Source organism: Phenylobacterium sp. (assembly GCF_036677185.1).
Lineage (GTDB): Bacteria > Pseudomonadota > Alphaproteobacteria > Caulobacterales > Caulobacteraceae > Phenylobacterium.
Genome location: NZ_JAKFEN010000044.1, coordinates 142,878 through 161,707, shown reverse-complemented (window position 1 = coordinate 161,707; position 18,830 = coordinate 142,878). Strand labels below are relative to the sequence as shown.

General features: G+C 69.6%; 22 protein-coding genes, 1 tRNA gene and 1 riboswitch. Of the genes, 14 read left to right on the top strand and 9 right to left on the bottom strand.

Annotation, left to right across the window (positions count from 1 at the left end; genetic code table 11):
* The 3 genes from V6M51_RS23815 to V6M51_RS23805 all read left to right on the top strand — a co-directional run.
* Positions 1–319: ChbG/HpnK family deacetylase (locus V6M51_RS23815; RefSeq protein WP_332770716.1), on the top strand; the 319-nt coding region annotated here is incomplete at its 5' end.
* A gap of 187 nt (positions 320–506) precedes the next feature.
* Positions 507–2,525, top strand: coding sequence for a hybrid sensor histidine kinase/response regulator (locus V6M51_RS23810; protein ID WP_332770715.1), 2,019 nt, complete (start codon positions 507–509; stop codon positions 2,523–2,525).
* 96 nt (positions 2,526–2,621) lie between these two features.
* The gene (locus tag V6M51_RS23805; protein WP_305673948.1) at positions 2,622–2,834 is read left to right on the top strand and encodes a hypothetical protein; all 213 of its coding nucleotides are present in this window, start codon (positions 2,622–2,624) and stop codon (positions 2,832–2,834) included.
* Here V6M51_RS23805 and V6M51_RS23800 read toward each other — a convergent pair whose 3' ends face one another.
* Positions 2,835–3,575: a pentapeptide repeat-containing protein gene (locus tag V6M51_RS23800; RefSeq protein WP_332770714.1), complete on the bottom strand. Its 741-nt coding sequence runs from the start codon at positions 3,573–3,575 to the stop codon at positions 2,835–2,837.
* 73 nt (positions 3,576–3,648) lie between these two features.
* A complete protein-coding gene (gene thiC, locus V6M51_RS23795; RefSeq protein ID WP_332770713.1) occupies positions 3,649–5,481 on the bottom strand; it encodes a phosphomethylpyrimidine synthase ThiC in 1,833 nt (610 codons plus the stop codon).
* Between the two features lie 36 nt (positions 5,482–5,517).
* Positions 5,518–5,626: riboswitch (TPP riboswitch) on the bottom strand.
* An 82-nt stretch (positions 5,627–5,708) separates the two neighbouring features.
* Between thiC and V6M51_RS23790 the strand changes: the two genes are divergently transcribed.
* From V6M51_RS23790 to V6M51_RS23780, 3 genes are all read left to right on the top strand, one after another.
* Positions 5,709–6,104 carry a hypothetical protein gene (locus V6M51_RS23790; RefSeq protein ID WP_332770712.1) on the top strand — a complete coding sequence of 132 codons (396 nt, stop codon included), beginning with the start codon at positions 5,709–5,711 and terminating at the stop codon, positions 6,102–6,104.
* A 66-nt stretch (positions 6,105–6,170) separates the two neighbouring features.
* Complete coding sequence (locus V6M51_RS23785) at positions 6,171–7,175, top strand: D-cysteine desulfhydrase (RefSeq protein WP_332770711.1); 1,005 nt, start codon at positions 6,171–6,173, stop codon at positions 7,173–7,175.
* Positions 7,172–7,864: an aspartate/glutamate racemase family protein gene (locus V6M51_RS23780; protein WP_332770710.1), complete on the top strand. Its 693-nt coding sequence runs from the start codon at positions 7,172–7,174 to the stop codon at positions 7,862–7,864. The genes V6M51_RS23785 and V6M51_RS23780 overlap by 4 nt, the downstream gene beginning before the upstream one ends.
* On the opposite strand, the gene ypfJ is transcribed toward V6M51_RS23780, so the two are convergent.
* The 4 genes from ypfJ to V6M51_RS23760 form a co-directional block, all read right to left on the bottom strand.
* Positions 7,861–8,712, bottom strand: coding sequence for a KPN_02809 family neutral zinc metallopeptidase (gene ypfJ / locus V6M51_RS23775; protein ID WP_332770709.1), 852 nt, complete (start codon positions 8,710–8,712; stop codon positions 7,861–7,863). The two genes, V6M51_RS23780 and ypfJ, sit on opposite strands and share 4 nt — an antisense overlap.
* Before the next feature lie 73 nt (positions 8,713–8,785).
* Complete coding sequence (locus tag V6M51_RS23770) at positions 8,786–9,136, bottom strand: hypothetical protein (RefSeq protein ID WP_332770708.1); 351 nt, start codon at positions 9,134–9,136, stop codon at positions 8,786–8,788.
* A gap of 33 nt (positions 9,137–9,169) precedes the next feature.
* Positions 9,170–9,727 (bottom strand): tetratricopeptide repeat protein, encoded by a 558-nt coding sequence (locus tag V6M51_RS23765; RefSeq protein WP_332770707.1) that lies wholly within the window; start codon positions 9,725–9,727, stop codon positions 9,170–9,172.
* A 162-nt stretch (positions 9,728–9,889) separates the two neighbouring features.
* Positions 9,890–10,792, bottom strand: a complete 903-nt coding sequence (locus V6M51_RS23760; RefSeq protein WP_332770706.1) for a DMT family transporter — start codon at positions 10,790–10,792, stop codon at positions 9,890–9,892.
* Positions 10,793–10,957: 165 nt separating this feature from the next.
* Here V6M51_RS23760 and V6M51_RS23755 point away from each other — a divergent pair, with 165 nt between their 5' ends.
* Positions 10,958–11,353: an MAPEG family protein gene (locus V6M51_RS23755; RefSeq protein ID WP_332770705.1), complete on the top strand. Its 396-nt coding sequence runs from the start codon at positions 10,958–10,960 to the stop codon at positions 11,351–11,353.
* A gap of 148 nt (positions 11,354–11,501) precedes the next feature.
* On the opposite strand, the gene V6M51_RS23750 is transcribed toward V6M51_RS23755, so the two are convergent.
* Both V6M51_RS23750 and V6M51_RS23745 read right to left on the bottom strand, forming a co-directional pair.
* Positions 11,502–11,978 (bottom strand): nuclear transport factor 2 family protein, encoded by a 477-nt coding sequence (locus V6M51_RS23750; protein WP_332770704.1) that lies wholly within the window; start codon positions 11,976–11,978, stop codon positions 11,502–11,504.
* Complete coding sequence (locus tag V6M51_RS23745) at positions 11,978–12,355, bottom strand: DUF4345 family protein (RefSeq protein WP_332770703.1); 378 nt, start codon at positions 12,353–12,355, stop codon at positions 11,978–11,980. The genes V6M51_RS23750 and V6M51_RS23745 overlap by 1 nt, the downstream gene beginning before the upstream one ends.
* A gap of 87 nt (positions 12,356–12,442) precedes the next feature.
* On the opposite strand from V6M51_RS23745, the gene V6M51_RS23740 reads away from it, so the two are divergent.
* Together V6M51_RS23740 and V6M51_RS23735 are read left to right on the top strand one after the other, a co-directional pair.
* The gene (locus V6M51_RS23740; RefSeq protein ID WP_332770702.1) at positions 12,443–13,201 is read left to right on the top strand and encodes an AraC family transcriptional regulator; all 759 of its coding nucleotides are present in this window, start codon (positions 12,443–12,445) and stop codon (positions 13,199–13,201) included.
* Positions 13,202–13,288: 87 nt separating this feature from the next.
* Positions 13,289–13,774 (top strand): cytochrome P460 family protein, encoded by a 486-nt coding sequence (locus V6M51_RS23735; protein WP_332770701.1) that lies wholly within the window; start codon positions 13,289–13,291, stop codon positions 13,772–13,774.
* Here the strand turns inward: V6M51_RS23735 and V6M51_RS23730 are convergent, their stop codons facing one another.
* Entirely contained in the window at positions 13,775–14,491 is a 717-nt protein-coding gene (locus tag V6M51_RS23730) for a dienelactone hydrolase family protein (RefSeq protein WP_332770700.1), read from the bottom strand.
* Between the two features lie 121 nt (positions 14,492–14,612).
* Here V6M51_RS23730 and V6M51_RS23725 point away from each other — a divergent pair, with 121 nt between their 5' ends.
* From V6M51_RS23725 to feoB, 5 genes are all read left to right on the top strand, one after another.
* Entirely contained in the window at positions 14,613–14,984 is a 372-nt protein-coding gene (locus V6M51_RS23725) for a YciI family protein (protein WP_332770699.1), read from the top strand.
* A gap of 91 nt (positions 14,985–15,075) precedes the next feature.
* Positions 15,076–15,160, top strand: a tRNA-Leu gene (locus tag V6M51_RS23720).
* 118 nt (positions 15,161–15,278) lie between these two features.
* A complete protein-coding gene (locus V6M51_RS23715) occupies positions 15,279–16,484 on the top strand; it encodes an acyl-CoA dehydrogenase family protein (protein WP_332770698.1) in 1,206 nt (401 codons plus the stop codon).
* 102 nt (positions 16,485–16,586) lie between these two features.
* A complete protein-coding gene (locus tag V6M51_RS23710; protein ID WP_332770697.1) occupies positions 16,587–16,913 on the top strand; it encodes a FeoA family protein in 327 nt (108 codons plus the stop codon).
* A complete protein-coding gene (gene feoB, locus V6M51_RS23705) occupies positions 16,910–18,787 on the top strand; it encodes a ferrous iron transporter B (RefSeq protein WP_332770696.1) in 1,878 nt (625 codons plus the stop codon). The genes V6M51_RS23710 and feoB overlap by 4 nt, the downstream gene beginning before the upstream one ends.
* The last annotated feature ends 43 nt before the right edge of the window (positions 18,788–18,830 follow it).

Genomic DNA, 18,830 nt, shown 5'->3' with positions numbered 1-18,830 from the left:
CTACGGCCCCGACGCCCGCGTGTTGATCGTGAGCGGTGACGGCCTCGGGCTGGCCCACTCGGCCAACGTCGCCGTCTACGACGCGCTGCGCGACGGCATCGCGACGAGCGCCGGCCTCATGGTCCCCTGCGCCTGGTCGCGTGACGCCAGCGCCACCTTGCCGACCGCGCCGGTCCCTTACTCGGCGACCGGCCAGACGCCCGGCGCCTCGCCGGCCCCGATCATCGCGCCGCCCATCGCGGCCGAGCCCGCGGCCCCGGCCCCGAGTGAGACCCCGGCGCCGCAGGTCCCGGACCCGACGATTCCGCCGACCCTCTAGGGACGGGTTAGCAAGAACGCGGCGGTCCCCGGCGACGGGGGGCCGCCGTCGTCTTGTCCGACGCCTTGAATCGCCTTCTCGGTGCGGCGGCGGACACCACACGCTCCCTTAACTCCCCTGCGACATCCTGGCCGCCACGAGATCCGGGGTAGGGGCCCGACATATGCGGCGCGAGTCCGAGTTAGGCATGTTGGCGCCCATGGTGGCGCTGGCCGTGACCGCCATGGTCGTGTTCGTCGGCAGCCTGATGATCTGGGCCGCCGAGATCGATCGCGGGGTTCGCGCCCACGAAGAGGATCTGGTTCGTCGGGGAATCAGCGGCAACATCGCCGAGATCGAGCGCTCGATCGTTCCCGAGACCAACTGGGACGAGGCCGTTGTCAATCTCGACAATCGGTTCGATCCGGCCTGGGCCGCCCAGAACCTCAACGACCATTACGCCCAGAACATGGACTTCGAGCGGCTCTTCGTCCTCGACGCCACGGATCGACCCATCTACGCCCGCCATCACCGGGAGACGGCGTCGCCGGCCACCTTCGGACATTTCGAGGGCGCGGCCCGGCTGGTCGCCGATGTCCGACGGGCCGAGGCCCGCCGCGGACCGATAGCCCCGCATAAGCCGGGCGCGCCCATGAAGCTGGTGTCCCGCGCGATCCAGTCCAGCGACTTCGTCTTCCACGACGGCAGGGTCTATCTCGTCACCGCCACCCTCGTGCAGCCCGACTTCGCCACGGTCACGCCCAAGGGGCCCCGCGCGCCCGTCGTGGTCATGGCCTTGGCCATGAGCAAGGGCGGTCTGACTCGCCTCAAGGAGCGCTTCCAACTCGCCGAACTGCAGACCGGCGTCGGCGACCAGGGCGTGGAGCGCGGACGCGCCAAGCTGGTGGTGGAGACCCTCGAGGGCCCACCCATCGTCGTCACCTGGGCGCCGCAGCGTCCCGGAGCCGACCTGCTGCGCCGCGCCATCGTGCCCGTGACCCTGGTGATCCTGGCCTTCGCGGCCATGGGCGCCGTCATGGTGGTCCGCGCCCGCCGCGCCACGGCCCACCTGCTGGCCAGCCACCGCTCCCAGAGCGAGTTCCTGGCCAATATGAGCCACGAGATCCGCACCCCGCTCAATGGCGTTTCGGCCATCGCCGAGGCCCTGGAGCGCACGCCGCTCAACCCGGCCCAGGCCGAGATGGTCGGGATCATCCGTGGTTCGGGCGCGACCCTTGAGCGCCTGCTTTCGGACGTGCTGGACCTGTCGCGCATCGAGACCGGCGCGGTCAGCATGGAGAACGCGCCCTTCCACCTGGCCGACGCCATCCGCGAAGCCACGGCCCTGGCGGGCGCGCGGGCCAAGGACAAGGCCATCGACCTGATCATCGACATCGACCCGGCCGCCGAGACCGCCGTCGCCGGCGACGTGCTGCGGGTCAAGCAGGTGCTGACCAACCTGGTCTCCAACGCCGTTAAGTTCACCTCCGACGGCTATGTGGCCGTGGCTGTCCGGGCCGAGGGTCCGGGCCGCTGGCGCATCGAGGTGCAGGACACCGGCGTCGGCTTCGACCCCGCCGACAAGGCGCGGCTGTTCAACCGCTTCCAGCAGGCCGACGGCTCGGTGACCCGAAAGTTCGGCGGTTCGGGCCTGGGCCTGGCCATCGCCAAGCAGCTGGTCGGGCTGATGGGCGGAGAGCTGGACGCGATCAGCAACCTGGGCGAGGGCGCCACCTTCACCGTGCGGCTGGAATTGCCGCTGGCCGACGCCGCCGGCCGCGCGACCGCTCCGGCCCTGCAGTCCGCGGGCGACGCCGATCCCGAGCGGCCGCTGCGCATCCTGCTGGCCGACGATCACCCGACCAACCGCAAGGTGGTGCAGGTGTTGTTCTCCGAGTTCGACGTCGACCTGGTCTGCGCCGAGAACGGCCAGGAGGCCTGCGAGGCCTTCGCCGCTCAGCGCTTCGACCTGGTGCTGATGGATATGCAGATGCCGGTGATGGACGGCCTGACCGCCGTGCGCGAGATCCGGGCGCGGGAGCGGGCCCGCAACTGGATCGCCACCCCCATAGTCATGCTCACCGCCAACGCCCTGCCCGAGCACCAGGCCGCCAGCCTCGCCGCAGGCGCCGACCTGCACATGCCCAAGCCCATCGAGGCGGCCAAGCTGTTCGCCGTCCTGCAGCACGTGGCCGAGAGCCAGGCGGTCAGCCGGGCGGCGGCTTAACAAACCGTCAAGCGGCAGGGCGACCCCATGCCACATTCCCAGGGGGCCGGTTCCCCGGCTAGGTCCCCGGCGCATCTGCCAATGCCGAGGGATGACATGCTGAAGCTGCTGTTTTCGAGCTGGGGCGCCGAGTGGGGCACCGCGGCCCTGGTCTTCGCCGTGAGCGCCGCCGTGGGGCGGTTCGCCGCCGAGGGTATGAACACGCTTCAGTGGTGCGGCGCGATCACCGCCGTCCTGGCCTCGATCACCGCCGCCGTCGCCGTGCGCGTCTGGAAGCCGGAAGCCGCCAAGGTCCGCGTCGAGGACTGACTATTCGGCGTGGACGTCCACGCCCATGGCGTTCAGTAGCCTGTACTGCTGGTCCACCGTCACCTTCATTCCGTCCCGGCTGGCGAGCTCCAGCAGGTTGAGACCGCTGACCTCCGCGCCGCGCAGGTCGGCGCGGGCGAGCTTGGCGCCGGCGATGAGCGCCTGGAACAGGTCGCACTCGCGCAGGTCCGCACCCTCCAGGTCGGCGTCAATCAGCAGGGCCTCGCGAAAGCTTGAGCGGTTGAGGTCGCAGTCGGGCAGCCGCACCTCGGTCAGGTCGGCCAGTTCCAGGTTGCAGCCCTTCAGGGCGGCCGACCACCGGACGACATTGCGCCCGAAGGCCCGGCCGAAGTCGGCCTTGAGGAACACCGCGCCGCGCAGGTTGCAGGCGTCCATCTCGATCCCATAGAGGGCCGAGCGCTCGATCTTGGCGAAGGAAAGGTCGCAGCGGGCGAACCGCGCCTCCTCCAGCCGCGAGAAGGCGAACTGCGGACCCACATGGCCCTGGTCGTCGGCGCAGACGCAGTCCTCGAACACCGCCTCGCGCAGGTCGGCATGGGCGAAGCGGGACCGCACGATGCGGCAGCCCTTGAACCGGACGCCCTGCAGGCAAACCCCCTGGAACTGGACGTCGGAGAAGGCGCAGTCCTCGAACACCGCATCGGTGAGATCGGCGTCGGTGAAGTCGTGGCTGGAGAGATCCAACCCCGCCAGCCGCGCCCCGGCCTCGATCTGCGCCATGTTCCGCCCTCCGCTCACCCGCCAGGGATCGACTGTCGGCGACGCCTGCGTCGCAAGCGGTCGTAGGCGCAGGCTACTCCGCCGGCGCCACCGGAACCTGGATCTCGCCGCCGGCCTCGCGGAACTTCGCGCTCATCTCCGCCATGCCCGCCTCCGCCACGTCGTTCTGCTTGGCCGCCGAGTCTCGGATCTCCTGGCTGATCTTCATGGAGCAGAACTTCGGGCCGCACATCGAGCAGAAGTGGGCGGTCTTGAAGGCCTCCTTCGGCAGGCTCTCGTCGTGATATTCGCGCGCCGTCTCCGGATCGAGGCCGAGATTGAACTGGTCCTCCCAGCGGAACTCGAACCGCGCGCGGCTGAGCGCGTCGTCCCAGGCCCGGGCGGTCGGATGGCCCTTGGCCAGGTCGGCGGCGTGGGCGGCGATCTTGTAGGCGATCACCCCTTGCTTGACGTCCTCGCGGTCGGGAAGGCCCAGGTGCTCCTTCGGCGTCACGTAGCAGAGCATGGCGGTGCCGTACCAACCGATCATCGCCGCGCCGATGGCGCTGGTGATGTGGTCGTAGCCGGGGGCCACGTCGGTGGTCAGCGGGCCCAGGGTGTAGAACGGCGCCTCGCCGCAGACGGCCAGCTGCTTGTCCATATTGGCCTTGATCTTGTGCATCGGCACGTGACCGGGGCCTTCGATCATCACCTGAACGCCATGCTTCCAGGCGATAGGCGTCAGCTCGCCCAGGGTCTCCAGCTCGGCGAACTGCGCCGCGTCATTGGCGTCGGCGATGCAGCCCGGCCGCAGGCCGTCGCCCAGGCTGAACGACACGTCGTAGGCCCGCATGATCTCGCAGATGTCCTCGAAGTGCTCGTAGAGGAAGTTCTCCTTGTGATGGGAAAGGCACCACTTGGCCATGATCGAGCCGCCGCGCGAGACGATCCCGGTCACCCGCTTGGCGGTCAGCGGCACATAGGCCAGCCGCACCCCGGCGTGGATGGTGAAGTAGTCCACCCCCTGCTCGGCCTGCTCGATCAGGGTGTCGCGGAACACCTCCCAGTTCAGATCCTCGGCGACGCCGTTGACCTTCTCCAGGGCCTGGTAGATCGGCACGGTGCCGATCGGCACGGGCGAGTTGCGGATGATCCAGTCGCGGATGTTGTGGATGTTGCGACCGGTCGACAGGTCCATGACCGTGTCGCCGCCCCAGCGGATGGCCCAGACCATCTTGTCCACCTCGTCGGCCACGGTGGAGAGCACTGCGGAATTGCCGATATTGGCGTTGATCTTGACCAGGAAGTTGCGGCCGATGGCCATCGGCTCCAGTTCGGTGTGGTTGATGTTGGCGGGGATGATCGCGCGGCCGCGGGCCACCTCGTCGCGGACGAATTCCGGGGTCACGAAGTCGGGGATCGAGGCGCCGAAATCCTCGCCGTCGCGGATGAAAGGATCGCTCTCCTTGCGGCGCAGGTTCTCGCGGATGGCGACGTATTCCATCTCCGGCGTGATGATCCCGCGTCGAGCGTATTCCAGCTGGGTGACCGCCGCCCCGCCCTTGGCGCGATAGACCCGGCGCGGGGCGGTGAACTGCGGCGCCAGGTGTTCGCCCTTGGCGAAGCCGTTGTCCTCCGGCTTCACCTCGCGGGGGGTCTCGACGATCTCGATGTCGCCGCGCGAGACCACCCAGGGCTCGCGGGTGCGCGACAGGCCCTTGTCGATGTCGATCTTCGCGGTCGGGTCGGTATAGGGGCCCGACGGGTCGTAGAGGGTCAGGGCCGGCTCGTTGGCGGACGGGTGCACCGCCACCTCGCGGAACGGGACGCGGATGTCGGGCCACAGCACGCCCGCCTGGTAGACCTTGCGCGAGCCGGGGCGTTCGCCGGTGGGGATGGCGTCTTTGATGGGCGTCTGGATGTTCACCGGCGGACTCCTATGCGGGGGCCAGCGACGACGGAATCCGGACGACAGGTCCGTTCCCTTCGCCGGCATGACCCGGATCAGGTTCTACGGGTCGCGGGCTCGCCCGCCTCTCAGCCGCCCATGCGCGGCCCCCCGAGGACGAGGCGACCATAGGCCCGATCGAGCCGTTCGAAAAGGCCGCGATCTCGCCCCAAAAACGGTTCAAGCTTCGCGATCAGGAGATCGCCATGAAAGCCATCCTCGTCATCTTCGCCGCGGCCGCCCTGGTCGCCACCTCCGCCCCCGCCCAGCCCGTGGCCCCCTCGGCGCCCGGGGCATCGCGCGACTGCTTCCGGATGAGCCAGCTGCGCGGCCATAAGCGGGTCGACGCCAAGACCCTGAACATCGAGGCCGGCGACGGCTCGATCTATCGCTGGGAGATGAACGGGTCCTGCCTGGCTGGATCGTCGTCCAGCGACCCGCTGGTGATGAGCCCCAGCAGCGGCTCGGATCTGATCTGCCGGCCGATCGACCTGGATCTGAAGGTGAAGCACGGCCCGATCCTCAGCCCTTGCATCATCAAGAGCTTCACCAAACTGACCCCAGCCGAGGTCGCGGCGTTGCCGCCCAAACAGAAGCCCTAGGCCCGCGCGCGGCGGGGTCGCAAAACGCCTTGGCGGCATGCTAGTCACGCGGCCAAGGAGACTCCCATGCATCTCGCCCGCTTTGCCCGCGAACGCTTCGCGCACCTGCCGACACCGCTGGAGCCCCTGCCTCGACTGGGCGCCGAGCTGGGCGGGCTGAATCTCTGGGTCAAACGCGACGACTGCACGGGCCTCGCCGGTGGCGGCAACAAGACCCGCAAGCTCGAATTCCTGCTGGGCGAAGCCCTGGCCCAAGGCGCCGACACCCTGATCACCCAGGGCGCCGTCCAGTCCAACCACGTTCGTCAGACGGCCGCCGCAGCCGCCCGCTACGGCCTGGCCTGCGAGGTCATCCTGGAGGAGCGCACGGGCTCGAAGGCGACCGACTACACCGCCTCGGGCAATGTGTTGCTGGACCGGCTGATGGGCGCGGAGATCCGCAACGTCCCCGGCGGAACCGACATGAACGCGGAGCTGGCGAGGAGCGCCGAGGCGGCTCGGGCGCGCGGCGGCAAGCCCTATGTGATCCCCGGCGGCGGCTCCAACGCGGTGGGCGCACTGGGCTATGTCGACTGCGCCATCGAGCTGGTGGCCCAGGCCAATGCGCGAGGCCTGGTGATCGACCGGATCGTCACGGCCACCGGCAGCGCCGGCACCCATGCCGGACTGGTCGCGGGCCTGGCCGTGATCGGCGCGGACATTCCGGTTCTGGGCATCGGCGTGCGCGCGCCGAAGGAGACCCAGGAAGCCAATGTCCACAAGCTGGCGGTGGAGACCGCGGCCCTGCTCGGCCACCCGGAGCGGGTCACGCGCGAGATGACCGTGGCGAACTGCGACTATGTCGGAGCCGGCTACGGCCTGATCGACGACGAGGTGATCGCGGCCCTGAAACTGGCTGCGCGCACGGACGCCCTGATCCTAGACCCGGTCTATACGGGCAAGGCGATGAAGGGCCTGATCGCCCTCGCCCGCGCCGGACGGTTCGAGGGCGAGACGGTGGTGTTCCTGCACACCGGCGGCGCCCAGGGTCTGTTCGGCTATCAGGGCGAGATGCAAGGCGCCCTGGCATGAGCTTGGTCCTGGGCGTGCTCGGCGGCATGGGCCCGGCCGCCACCCTCGACTTCCTGGCCAAACTGCAGGCCCTGACCCCGGCCGCGCGGGACCAGGACCACATCCGCACCATCGTCGACATCAATCCCCAGGTGCCGGACCGCAACGATCCCTTCGCCAAGCCCGGCCCGGTCCTGGCCGAGATGGCCGGCGCCCTGCACGGGGCCGGGGCCGACGTCCTGGCCATCGCCTGCAACACCGCCCACGCCCACGCGGACCTGATCTCGCGATCCTCGGGCCTGCCGCTGATCGACATGATCGGCACGGCCGCCGCCGCCGCGCGGGACACCGGCGCCCATCGGGCCGGGGTGCTGGGCACCCGGCCGGCCATCAAGCTCTATCGCGAATACCTGGCCGCCCAGGGGATGGGCCTGGTCACCCTGCCCCCGGAGCGGCAGGAGGCCTTCATGGCCCTGCTCTACCAGATCAAGTCGGGCGATCGGTCGGCCCAGGTCGGGGCGGAGATGGCCGCCCTGGCCGCCGAGCTGGTGGCCGACGGCGCCGAGGCGGTGATCGCGGGCTGCACCGAGGTGCCGCTGGTGCTGAGTCCCGCCGCCGTCCGCGCGCCGCTGATCGACGCCGCCGACGAGCTGGCCAAGCGCTGCGTCGCCGTCTGCCTGGGCTTCGAGCCTGTGCCGGAACTGATCTAGAGCCGCGCGGCCTTGAAGGTGTCGCAGGCGCCCGGATCGCCGGTCTGCACCCCAGTGCGGAACCAGCGCATGCGCTGCTCGCTGGTGCCGTGGGTAAAGGCGTCGGGCATGATCCGGCCCTGGGTCTGGCGCTGCAAGGTGTCGTCCCCCACCGCCGAGGCGGCTCGGATCCCGTCCTCGATGTCCTTGGGATCCAGCGCCACCTGGCCACCGGAGGTCTCGGCGGCGTGAGCGACCCAGACCCCCGCATAGCAATCGGCCTGCAGCTCCAGCCGCACAGCCGAACTATCCTCGCCGCGCGAGCCGCGCTCGACGCGGTCGGTCTGGCCGGTGAGGTGCTGGACGTGGTGGCCGATCTCGTGGGCCAGGACATAGGCGCGCGCCGCCTCGCCCTTGGCGCCGAACTTGGTCTCCAGCTCCTGCCAGAAGCTCAGGTCCAGATAGACCTTGCGGTCGGCCGGGCAATAGAACGGGCCCATCGCCGACTGGCCGGTTCCGCAACCGGTGCCGGTGGCCTGGCTGTAGATCACGATCGCGGCGGGCGGCTGGTAGCTTAGGCGGCTCTGGGCGAAGATCGGCGTCCAGACATCGGTGGTCGAGGCCTCGATCACGTCGACGAACTGGCCGGCTTCGTCGCTGGGCGCGCCCCGAACGCCGGCCTGCTCCTGCTGGGCCTGACCGCCCACGCCTTCGACGACCGCCATGGTGGTCGACGGGTCGATGCCGAACACGAAGTAGCCGATGGCGGCGAGGATCACCCCGCCGACCCCGATGCCGCCGACCCCCACCGGGCCCAGGCCGCGACGATCCTCGATATTGCCGCCGCGGCGACCGCCCTGCCAGCGCATGCCCGTAACTCCTGAACTGCGAATGGCTCGACGCGCGAGCCCTGCCGGAGGATGCGGCCTGTCAGCTTTCCTGTCAGCGCTTGTTTTGGCTGGCCTCACGCACGCGCCTGTTGGACGCCGCCAGGGCCTCATCCGGGATCGACGGGAACGGCCCCAGGTTCAGAGCCGCGCCAGACTTCGAAACATGGGGTTCCGGGATGGCCGGCCGGCGCGCCTGATCGCGCAGCTCACGCAGCCGCACCTCCGTGCCGAGCCGGGCGTCCAGGGCGTTCATCTGGTTCTCCAGCGCCACGGCGCGCTGGTTCTGCAGCTGCTGCTGAGCCCAGAGGTCGTTCTCGCGGGCGAGCTGGGCAGGATCGGCCTGGGCCAGGACCGGCGAGGTCGAGGCCGTGCTGATCGCGAGGGCGACGAGGAGCGGGCGCATGGATTTCAAACGCGCTTGCTCCCGTTGGGCTCCCTACCGGCGCGAAACGCTGAAGCGGGTGAGCTGCTCGCGCGGGGCCGCCCACTCCGGATTGATCTCGACCGCCTTCTGGTAGTCGTAATAGGCCGACTTGGCGTCCTCCAGACCCTCATAGGCCAGGGCCCTGTTGTAGTAGGCCTTGGCGGGTTCATCGACGCCGAGCTCCAGCCCGCGATTGATGTCGGGCAGGCTGGCGGCGTAGTCGCGCTGGCCGATATAGGTCGCGCCGCGGTTCACATAGGCCTCGCCCATGTCCGGCTTGATCTTGACCGCCTTGTCGAAATCCTTGCGCGCGTCGGGATAGGCCGCCCGGCGCAGCTTCAGGACACCACGGTTCACATAGGTGCCGGCCCGGTCGCGGGCGTTCAGGAACTCCGTTTCCAGGGCCAGGGTGCAGAGATCCTGGAACTTCACGTCCTTCTCACCGCCGATCGCCGCCTGGGAGCAGGCCTCGGCGAGGCCGCCGCCGATCACCGTCACCGCGGCCTGGGTCGAGCCCGCCGCCGCGAAGCCTATGGCCGCCAGACCCGCGACCGCAACTGCCTTGAACATGGCGCTGTCTCCGTGAGGCCAGGCCTGCCCCGGGGGCGCGCGGCCCAGCTGTATGACGTCAGAGTCTTCCCGTAACAGGGGTCTGTCAACGCGAGCTTTTCTCTAGACTCACGGGTTCAAGATATTGTTTTCAAGGACAATTCCGGCGTGACCGCCGTTGTCTCAGCGGACCCGGAACCGGCGCGTCTCGCGGAACAGGATGTAGACGCCGCTGGCCGCCACCACGCAGGCGCCGGCCAGGGTGGCCGGGCGGGGCAGCTCGTCCCAGACCAGGAAGCCGATGATGCCGGCCCACACCAGCTGGGTGTAGTCGAAGGGCGCCACCACCGCGACCGGAGCGCGGCGCAGGGCCTCGGTGAGGAAGAGCTGGCCCGTCCCGCCCAGCAGGCCGGTGCAGACCAGCATGACCAGGGTCGTCGTGTCCGGGATCACCCAGCCGCCGAACGGCAGGCTCGCCAGGCCCAGCATCGTGCCGGCCAGGGTGAAGTAAAAGACGATGGTCGGACCGGACTCGGTGCGGCCGATCTCGCGCACCGCGATCATGGCGCCGGCCGCGCCGAGCGCCCCGGCCAGGCCGAACACCGTGCCCAGGGTCGCCATGTGGGTCGGATCGGGCCGGATCATGATCAGCACGCCGACGAAGCCGACCATCACGGCGCCCCAGCGATGCGCGCCCACCCGCTCCTTGAGGATCGGGACCGACAGGGCGGTCATGAACAGAGGGGCCGCGAAGGACAGCGCCGTCGCCTCCGTCAGCGGCAGCATGGAAAGCGCCGTGAAGCCGCAGACCATACCGATCAGACCGACGCTCGAGCGGGCGGCGTGGCCGAGCGGGCGCGTGGTCTTCAACACCGAGAAGCCGCTGGTCTTCCAGACGTAGAGCAGCACCGGAACGAAGGCGAAGGCGTTGCGGAAGAAGATGATCTCCAGCACGGGCGCGCCACGCTCGGCGCAGGCCTTCACCAGGGCTCCCAGCCCTGCCATGCAGGCCATGGCGATCACCCGCAGCAGAATTCCCAGGCCGCTTCTTTGCAGCACGGCGTGGGCAGGGGCATCGGCGGGCAAGACGGTCTCCTTCGGCCACGGGGCATAGTGCCCGTTCGTCGTCCGCGCCATCCCTCACGGCCCTGTCACAGCCGCATCATCCAAGCTGGACCATGGCTCTCGCCTGACGCCGCGTAACCCTGTTCACCCTCCCCGCCGGTACAACCGAACGGGAGGCGGTGCGACATGACGATCGACCTGATGATGGCGGCCTGGACCCTGGTCCTGGCCTTTGTGCAAGTCCTGCTCTTCGATATCGCCAGGACCAGCCAGTACGGCCTGAAGTGGAACACCAGCCCGCGCGATGGCGAGATGCCGCCGCTGAGCACCCGCGCCGAGCGCCTGCGCCGGGCGCAGGACAACCTCTACGAGACCCTGCCGCTGTTCCTGGGCGCGGTGCTGATCGCCCACGTGGCGGGCCGCGCCAACGAGATCACCGCCCTGGGCGCGCAGATCTATTTCTGGGGCCGGGTGGTCTATGTGCCGCTCTACGCCTTCGGGGTGCCGCAGGTCCGCTCGCTGGTCTGGCTGGTCAGCACGGCCGGCCTGGTCATGGTCGCCTCGCAGATCCTGCTGCCGTAGGAACCTTCCTCCCCCGTTTACGGGGGAGGGGGGACCGCCGAAGGCGGTGGAGGGGGCGGCCTCAAGCGCCGAGCCCGGTCTCGCCCCCTCCACCACGCCTGCGGCGCGGTCCCCCTCCCCCATTCGCTGCGCGATGTGGGAGGAAAAGTCAGTCCCCGACGAACTTGGCCACGAGAGCCGGGTCGGCGTCATAGACCCAGCACTCGCTGAACTGGCCGTCGCGCACGGCGTAGACCAGCACGCGCTCCAGCTCCGCGACGGCCTCGCCCCTGCGGAAGGTCTCGCGCGCGACGATGGCGCCGCGCTCGGGACCCGACAGCACCGCGACGATGCCGCTGAGCTTGCGGCCCGTCCGGCGCGAGAACTCGGCCAGGGTGGCCAGGGAGGCCGCCTTGCCCACATGGTCGCCGGACAGGGCGTGGGCGCCGCCGTAGTGCAGGGTGAAGCTCTCATGATAGAGGCCGGCGATGGCGGCCAGGTCGCCGGCGCGCCAGGCCTGGGCGTAGCGCTCGACGGTGGCGCGGATCTCGGCTTCGCGTGGCTCCATGGGGCGGTCTCCGGCGACGGATGGCGCGGCCATGGCCGCGAGGGCGACGGCCAGCAGGCCGCGGCGAGCGAGCGGCATTAGGCCGACTTCACATAGGCCGAGCCGATCAGGGCCGCGGCCACCGCCAGCTCGATCAGCAGGAAGACCCCAGGCAAACGTCCCAGGCCCTGGTCGATCCCGACCGAGACCAGGCGGCCGGCCACCATGCCGACGCAGCCGGCCCCGACCACGAGGGCCACGGGGTTGCGCAGCTCCGGCCGTAACAGGCTGAGGAACAGCAGGCCTGCCCAGACGAGCGGCAGGCCGCCATAGACGGCGCGGATCTCGTTGAATCCGTCGGGCGTCGACACCTTGATGCCGTAGCCGCCCAGCAGGCCGCCGGGAAAACGTAAGGCCATCACCCCCAGCCAGGCGAAGAAGCCGGCGCAGGGCAGGATCAGCAGGATCTTGAACATGGGGTCTCCGAGGCGGGGCTGGCCGGATGCAGCGTCATGGGCCAAGCTTGCCGCGTCTTTCCCCGCTCCGGCTTTCGAGAAGTGGCTATGGCGCCGAGCGCGCGACTCTATTCCTGGGGCGCCCGCGCGCTCTTCCTCGGCGAGGCGCTCGGCCTGACGCCGCACCGCAACGCCGTGGCCGTGCTGGCGCTCGGCCTGGAAGCGCCCTTCGACGTGGCGGTCGATCCCGCCGATCCGGCCGCCGGCCATCGCCGCTGCCGCGCCGCGCTGATCCCGCCCAACACCCTGCATCACCTGGCGGCCACCACCGGGACCATGGCCTTCCTCTACGTCGACGCCCGCAGTCCCGACCTGGCGCGACTGCAGGGTCTGGTCCGCGATCCCGGAGCCCGGGTCGGCTTCGACCTGGACGGCGAGGCCGAGCTGATCGCGCGCCTGGCCGGGCTGGCGCGGGGCGAGGCGGACTGGGCCGCCACCCGTCCCGGCCTGGACGTCCTGCTGTCGGGTCTCGGCGCCCGGCCGAAAGACCCCCGCGTGCGCCGGGCCCTGGACCTGTTGCACGCCGATCCCGCCGCCCGCCCTTCCCTGGAGGCGCTGGCCCGTCAGGCGGGTCTGTCGACCTCGCGGTTCATCCACCTGTTCAAGGCCGCCACCGGCGTGCCGCTGCGCCGCTACAAGCTGTGGATCGCCATGGGCGCGGCCATGCGAGCCATCGTCGCTGGCGAGACCCTGACCAACGCGGCGCTCGACGCCGGCTTCTCAAGCTCGGCCCATTTCAGCGCGGCCTTCCGCGAGATGTTCGGCATGGAGCCCTCGCGGCTGTCCGGCGGCCGGCTCGCCGCGTAACCCCTGAGGAACATTTGCGGCGAACGCTTGATCTGCCGCCGCCGCCGGTCGAAAGGCGATCGTCGACCACCTTCGCGCGGAGTCTTCGTGAAGCTCAATCTGCTCGCCGGCCTCGCCGCGCTCACCGTCATGACCGGCCTTGGCCAAACCGCCGCCAGCGCCGTCGAGGAGCCGGCCTATCCCGAGGGCTACCGCCGCTGGACCCACGTGCTGAGCGGTGTCTCGAACGCCAACTTCAACCGCTATGAAGGCCTGCACAACATCTACGCCAACCCGAAGGCCGTCGAGGGCTACAAGTCCTCGGGCGCCTTTCCGGACGGGTCGGTCATCGTCTTCGATCTCTTCGAGGTCGTGGACAAGGGCGGCGCGACCGTCGCCACCAAGCGCAAGTTCATCGACGTCATGGTCAAGGACAGCAAGCGCTACGCCGCGACCGGCGGTTGGGGCTACACCGAGTTCCTGGGCGAGAGCCGCACGGAGCGTGGCTTCGCCCAGGACAAGGCCCCGAGCTGCCACGCCTGCCACCTGGCCAAGGCGGGCCGCGACGCGGTCTTCACCCGCTTCAAGGATTGATCAGCCGACCGGACCCAGGGTCTCGTCGAACAGGCCCCGCATGGCGCGCCAGGTCCGTTGATCGGCGGCCTCGTCATAGCGGAAGCCCGGCAGGCCCATGGCGTCCACCTCACGGTTCGTAAAGCTATGCCCCACCCCGCCCAGCAGCAGCATCTGCCAATCGGCGCTCGCCGCGTTCATCTCGCCCACGAAGGTCTCGCGGTCGGCGGCGCTGATGATCGGGTCGTCCGCCCCCAGGCAGACCATGACCTTGCCCTTGATCGCCCCCTTGGCCGCCGGGGTCGAGGTGCCGAGGCCGGAATGGAAGCCGATGACGCAGGGTACGTCGGCGCCGCTGCGCGCCAGCTCCAGCACCGTCGTGCCGCCGAAGCAGAAGCCGATGGCCGCGGTCCGCGCCGGGTCAACGTTTGGCTGGGCCCGCAGCACCTCCAGCGCCGCGCGCGCCCGGCCCTGCAGGGTCGGCAGGTCGCCCATCAGGCCGGTGATCGTGGCCATGGCCTGCTCCCGGCTCTCGATGGGATAGCCGAAGGTGTCCATGGCGAAGGCCACATAGCCCAGCTCGGCCAGCATCTGGGCGCGCTGTTTGGGGTGGCCGGTCATGCCGCCGCCTTCGTGGGCCACCAGCACCCCGGCCGTCGGCCTGCCGCGCGAGCCGTCCGCCAGGTAGCCGGTGAAGCTCTTGCCGCCGAACTCGTAGGTGATCGCCTGCATGTCCATGCTGTCCCTCCCGCGGCCGGTCGAATTGCACCGTTCAGGGGCCTCGGCTGTCAAGCTTGGGGTTGCATCCAGGACCAAGGCCGGTTTCGTTAGCTCAAGCCCAGACAGGAGCGCCCCCCCGATGCTCTACGCCATCCTCTGCTACAACTCCGAACAGATGGTCGGCTCCTGGACCCAGGAACAGGACGACGCCGTCATGGCGCGCCTGCGGGTGGTTCACGAGGCCCTGGACGGCAAGCTCGGCCCCGCTATCCGGCTGAACCCGACCAAGGCCGCCACCACCCTGATGAAGAACGAGGAGCCGCACTACGTGATCGACGGCCCCTATGCCGAGACCAAGGAGGCCCTGCTGGGCTTCTACATCCTCGACGTCGCCGACAAGGACGAGGCGCTGGACGCCGCGCGCCAGTTGGCCGTCGCCAACCCGGGCGGCGCCTACGAGATCCGACCCATCTCGCTCTATATTCCCGGGATGGCGCTGGCCGAGACCTGAGCGCGGCGCCAGCGCGCCTTGCAGGCCGTCGGCGCGGTCTGGAACTCCGCGCCGTCGCCTGCTAGACGGACCTCCGTCGCCGAAACGACGCGCGGGCGTGGTGGAACTGGTAGACGCGCCGGACTCAAAATCCGGTTCCGAAAGGAGTGTCGGTTCGAGCCCGACCGCCCGCACCATCAGCCGCAGCGGCTAAGGCGGCCTTGCCCTGGCGTGAACCTTGTGGCCGCCGCCCCGGGCGCTAGGGTGGACCCTGAACGCAGCCGACCCGGTTGCCGCACGATCAAGGGGACCGACATGGCGGATTTCGGAGGCGAGCCGAACCTCGAGGCCTTCCGCGCCGAGGCCCGCGCGTGGCTGGAAACCAACTTCCCACCCGCCCTGGCGGGCAAGGGCGCCCTGGCCTCGGCCGAGATCTCGACGCCTAATCCCGACCTCGCGGCCTGGCGCAAGGCCGTCGGCGCCAAGGGCTGGGGCACGCCCACCTGGCCCGCCCAGTACGGCGGCGGCGGGCTCTCGCCCCAGGAGGCCAAGGTGCTGGCCCAGGAGATGGCCAAGCTCGGCGCCTTCAACCCGCTGATGTTCGGCATGGGCGTGACCATGATCGGCCCGACCATCCTCGACTACGGCACGGAGGCCCAGAAGGCCCAGCACATCCCGCCCATCGTCCGCGGTGAGGTCCAATGGTGCGTCGGCTATTCCGAACCCAACGCCGGCTCCGACCTGGCCTCCCTGCAGATGCGGTGCGAGGACGCCGGCGACCACTATGTAATCACCGGCCAAAAGACGTGGACCTCAGGGGCCCAGTACTCCGACTGGTGCGGGGCCCTGGTGCGCACCGACTTCGCAGCCAAGAAGCACGACGGCATCAGCTTCATGCTGATCGACATGCATCAGCCGGCCATCGACCCGCGGCCGATCGCCTTGATCGCCGGGGCTTCACCGTTCTGCGAGACCTTCTTCACCGAGGCCCGCGCGGAGAAGGACGGCCTGCTGGGCGAGCTGAACCATGGCTGGACCGTCGGCAAGCGGCTGCTGCAGCACGAGCGCGCCAGCCAGACGGGGGCGTCAGGAGGAGGCCGGGCGGCGCCGCTGCAGGACATCGCCAAGCGCTATGTCGGGGTCGACGAGCAGGGTCGGCTGGCCGACAGCGACCTGCGCACGCGGCTGACCCAGCACCTGATGGACGCCAAGATGCACGGCCTGACCCTGGCGCGCATCGTCGCCGAGTCGAAGGGGGCTTCGGGCGCCAACACCACCGCCTCGATCCTGAAGAACTCCGCCACCAATGTCGCCCAGACCCGGGCCGAGCTCAGCCTGGAGATCTTCGGCCATCAGGGCCTGGGCTGGGAGGGTGAGGCCTTCAGCCAGGAAGAGATCGAAACCGTGCGCGGCTGGCTGGGCGGCAAGGCCATGTCGATCTATGGCGGCTCGTTCGAGATCCAGAACAACATCATCTCCAAGCGCATCCTGGGCCTGCCGGACAATACCCAGTCGAGCTGACGCGCCAGACCGTCGGCCGCAAGTCCGTTTCTACAGCGGAGGCTCGACGGCGCGCGTCGTGAATGATAATCGTTCGCAAATGGGGCGCGTAAGGACCTCGCGATGAACGACTTGTCGGTGCAACACGATCTGGACGCGGTTCCCGCCGAGGGCCTGGTCGTGCGCCTGAGTTCGGCCAGGGTCGGGGCGGCCGGGGTTATCGTCGATGTCCGCGCCGAGAGCGCGCCGCTGGCCCATGGGGTGGATGTGCACGAGCTGCAGCGCCGCCTGCTGGAGTTCGGCTTCGTGGAGGGCGCCCGCATCGAGGTGCTGCACGAGGGCGCCATCCGCCACGATCCCATCGCCGTGCGGGTGGACGACACCCGCGTCGCCCTGCGTCGCCGCGACGCCGAGGACGTGTTCATCCTGCTCGACACGCCGCAGCAATGAGCCAGGCCGCCGCGCTCGCGTCCTCCAGGGTCGCCCTGGTCGGCAATCCCAATTCGGGCAAGACGGCGCTGTTCAACGCCCTCACCGGCGCGCGCCAGAAGGTCGCCAACTACGCAGGGGTGACCGTGGAGCGGAAGGAGGGCGTGGTCACGACTCCCTCCGGACGCAGCCTGCACATCCTTGACCTGCCCGGCACCTATTCCCTGCGCGCCCGCAGCCCCGACGAGGTGGTCACCCGCGACGCGGTCCTGGGCCGGCTGGAGGGCGAGGTTCCGCCCGACGTGGTGGTCTGCGTGGCCGACGCCACCAACCTGCGCCTGGTGCTGCGCCTGGCCCTGGAGCTGAAGGCCGTCGGCCGGCCCATGGTGCTGGCGCTCAACATGTACGACATCGCCCAGCGGCAGGGCCTGCGGATCGACCTGGAGGGCCTGTCGCGCGAGATCGGCGCCCCGATCGTCACCACCGTGGCCACCCGCAAGCGCGGCATCGAGGACCTGGTCGCCCAGGTCGACGCCCTGGCCGCCAGCGGCGCCTTGCCCGGCCAGAACACCTGGCGCGAACCCGACGCCGCCGAGATCCGCCGCGCCCACGCCGAAGCCCAGCGGATCGTGCGCACCTATGTCCGCCCGCCGGAGCATCCCGACACCTGGACGGGCCGTGTGGACGCCGTCTTGCTGCACCCGGTCTGGGGCCTGGCGATCCTGTTCTCCCTGCTGTTCCTGATGTTCCAGGCGGTGTTCACCTGGGCCACCCCGGCCATGGACGGCATCGAGGCCGCCTTCGGCTGGCTGGGCGGCCTCGTTGGCCAGGTGGTGACCAACGACCTGGCCCGCAGCCTGATCGCCGACGGGGTCATAGCCGGGGTCGGCAGCGTGCTGGTCTTCCTGCCGCAGATCCTCATCCTGTTCCTGTTCATCCTCCTGCTCGAGGACTTCGGCTACATGGCCCGGGCGGCCTTCCTGATGGATCGGATCATGGGCGGGGCGGGACTGCACGGGCGGGCCTTCATCCCCCTGCTCTCCTCTTTCGCCTGCGCCATCCCCGGGATCATGTCGACGCGGGTGATCGACTCCAAACACGACCGGCTGACCACCATCCTGGTGGCCCCGCTGATGACCTGCTCGGCGCGGATCCCGGTCTACACCCTGATCATCGCGGCCTTCATCCCCAACACCCAGGTGTGGGGCTTCATGAGCCTGCAGGGCCTGGTGATGTTCGGCCTCTACGCCGCGGGCATCCTCAGCGCGCTCGCCGTCTCGTTCGTGACCCGGCGGCTGTTCTGGCGCGGGGCGGTGGAGCCGTTCCTGATGGAGCTGCCGACCTACAAGCTGCCCGATCCGGCCAATGTAGCGCGCAACCTGTTCCTCCGGGCGCAGATCTTCATCGAGCGGGCGGGGCGGATCATCCTGCCGCTGATGATCCTGATCTGGGTGCTCTCGACCTTTCCCTACGCCCCGGCTGGCGCCGTGGGACCGGCCATCGACTACAGCTTCGCCGGGATGATCGGCCACGCCATCCAGCCCCTGCTCGCCCCCATCGGCTTCAATTGGCAGATGTCGATCGCACTGGTGCCCGGCATGGCCGCCCGCGAGGTGGCCGTGGCCGCGCTCGGCACCGTCTATGCGGTGGGCGATGCGGAGAACAACACCGGGACGCTCGCCTCGACGCTCAAGGGCCACTGGTCGGTGGCCACGGGCCTCTCATTCCTGGCCTGGTACATCTTCGCTCCGCAGTGCGCCGCGACCCTCGGCGTGGTGAAGCGCGAGACCAACAGCTGGCGCTGGCCGATCATCATGTTCGTCTACATGACCACGCTCGCCTATCTGGCGGCCTTCGTGGTCTATCGCACCGCGGTCGCCCTGGGAGGGGGATGAAGCTTCACCATAAACAACTTTTAGGGGAAATTAATTGCGCGCT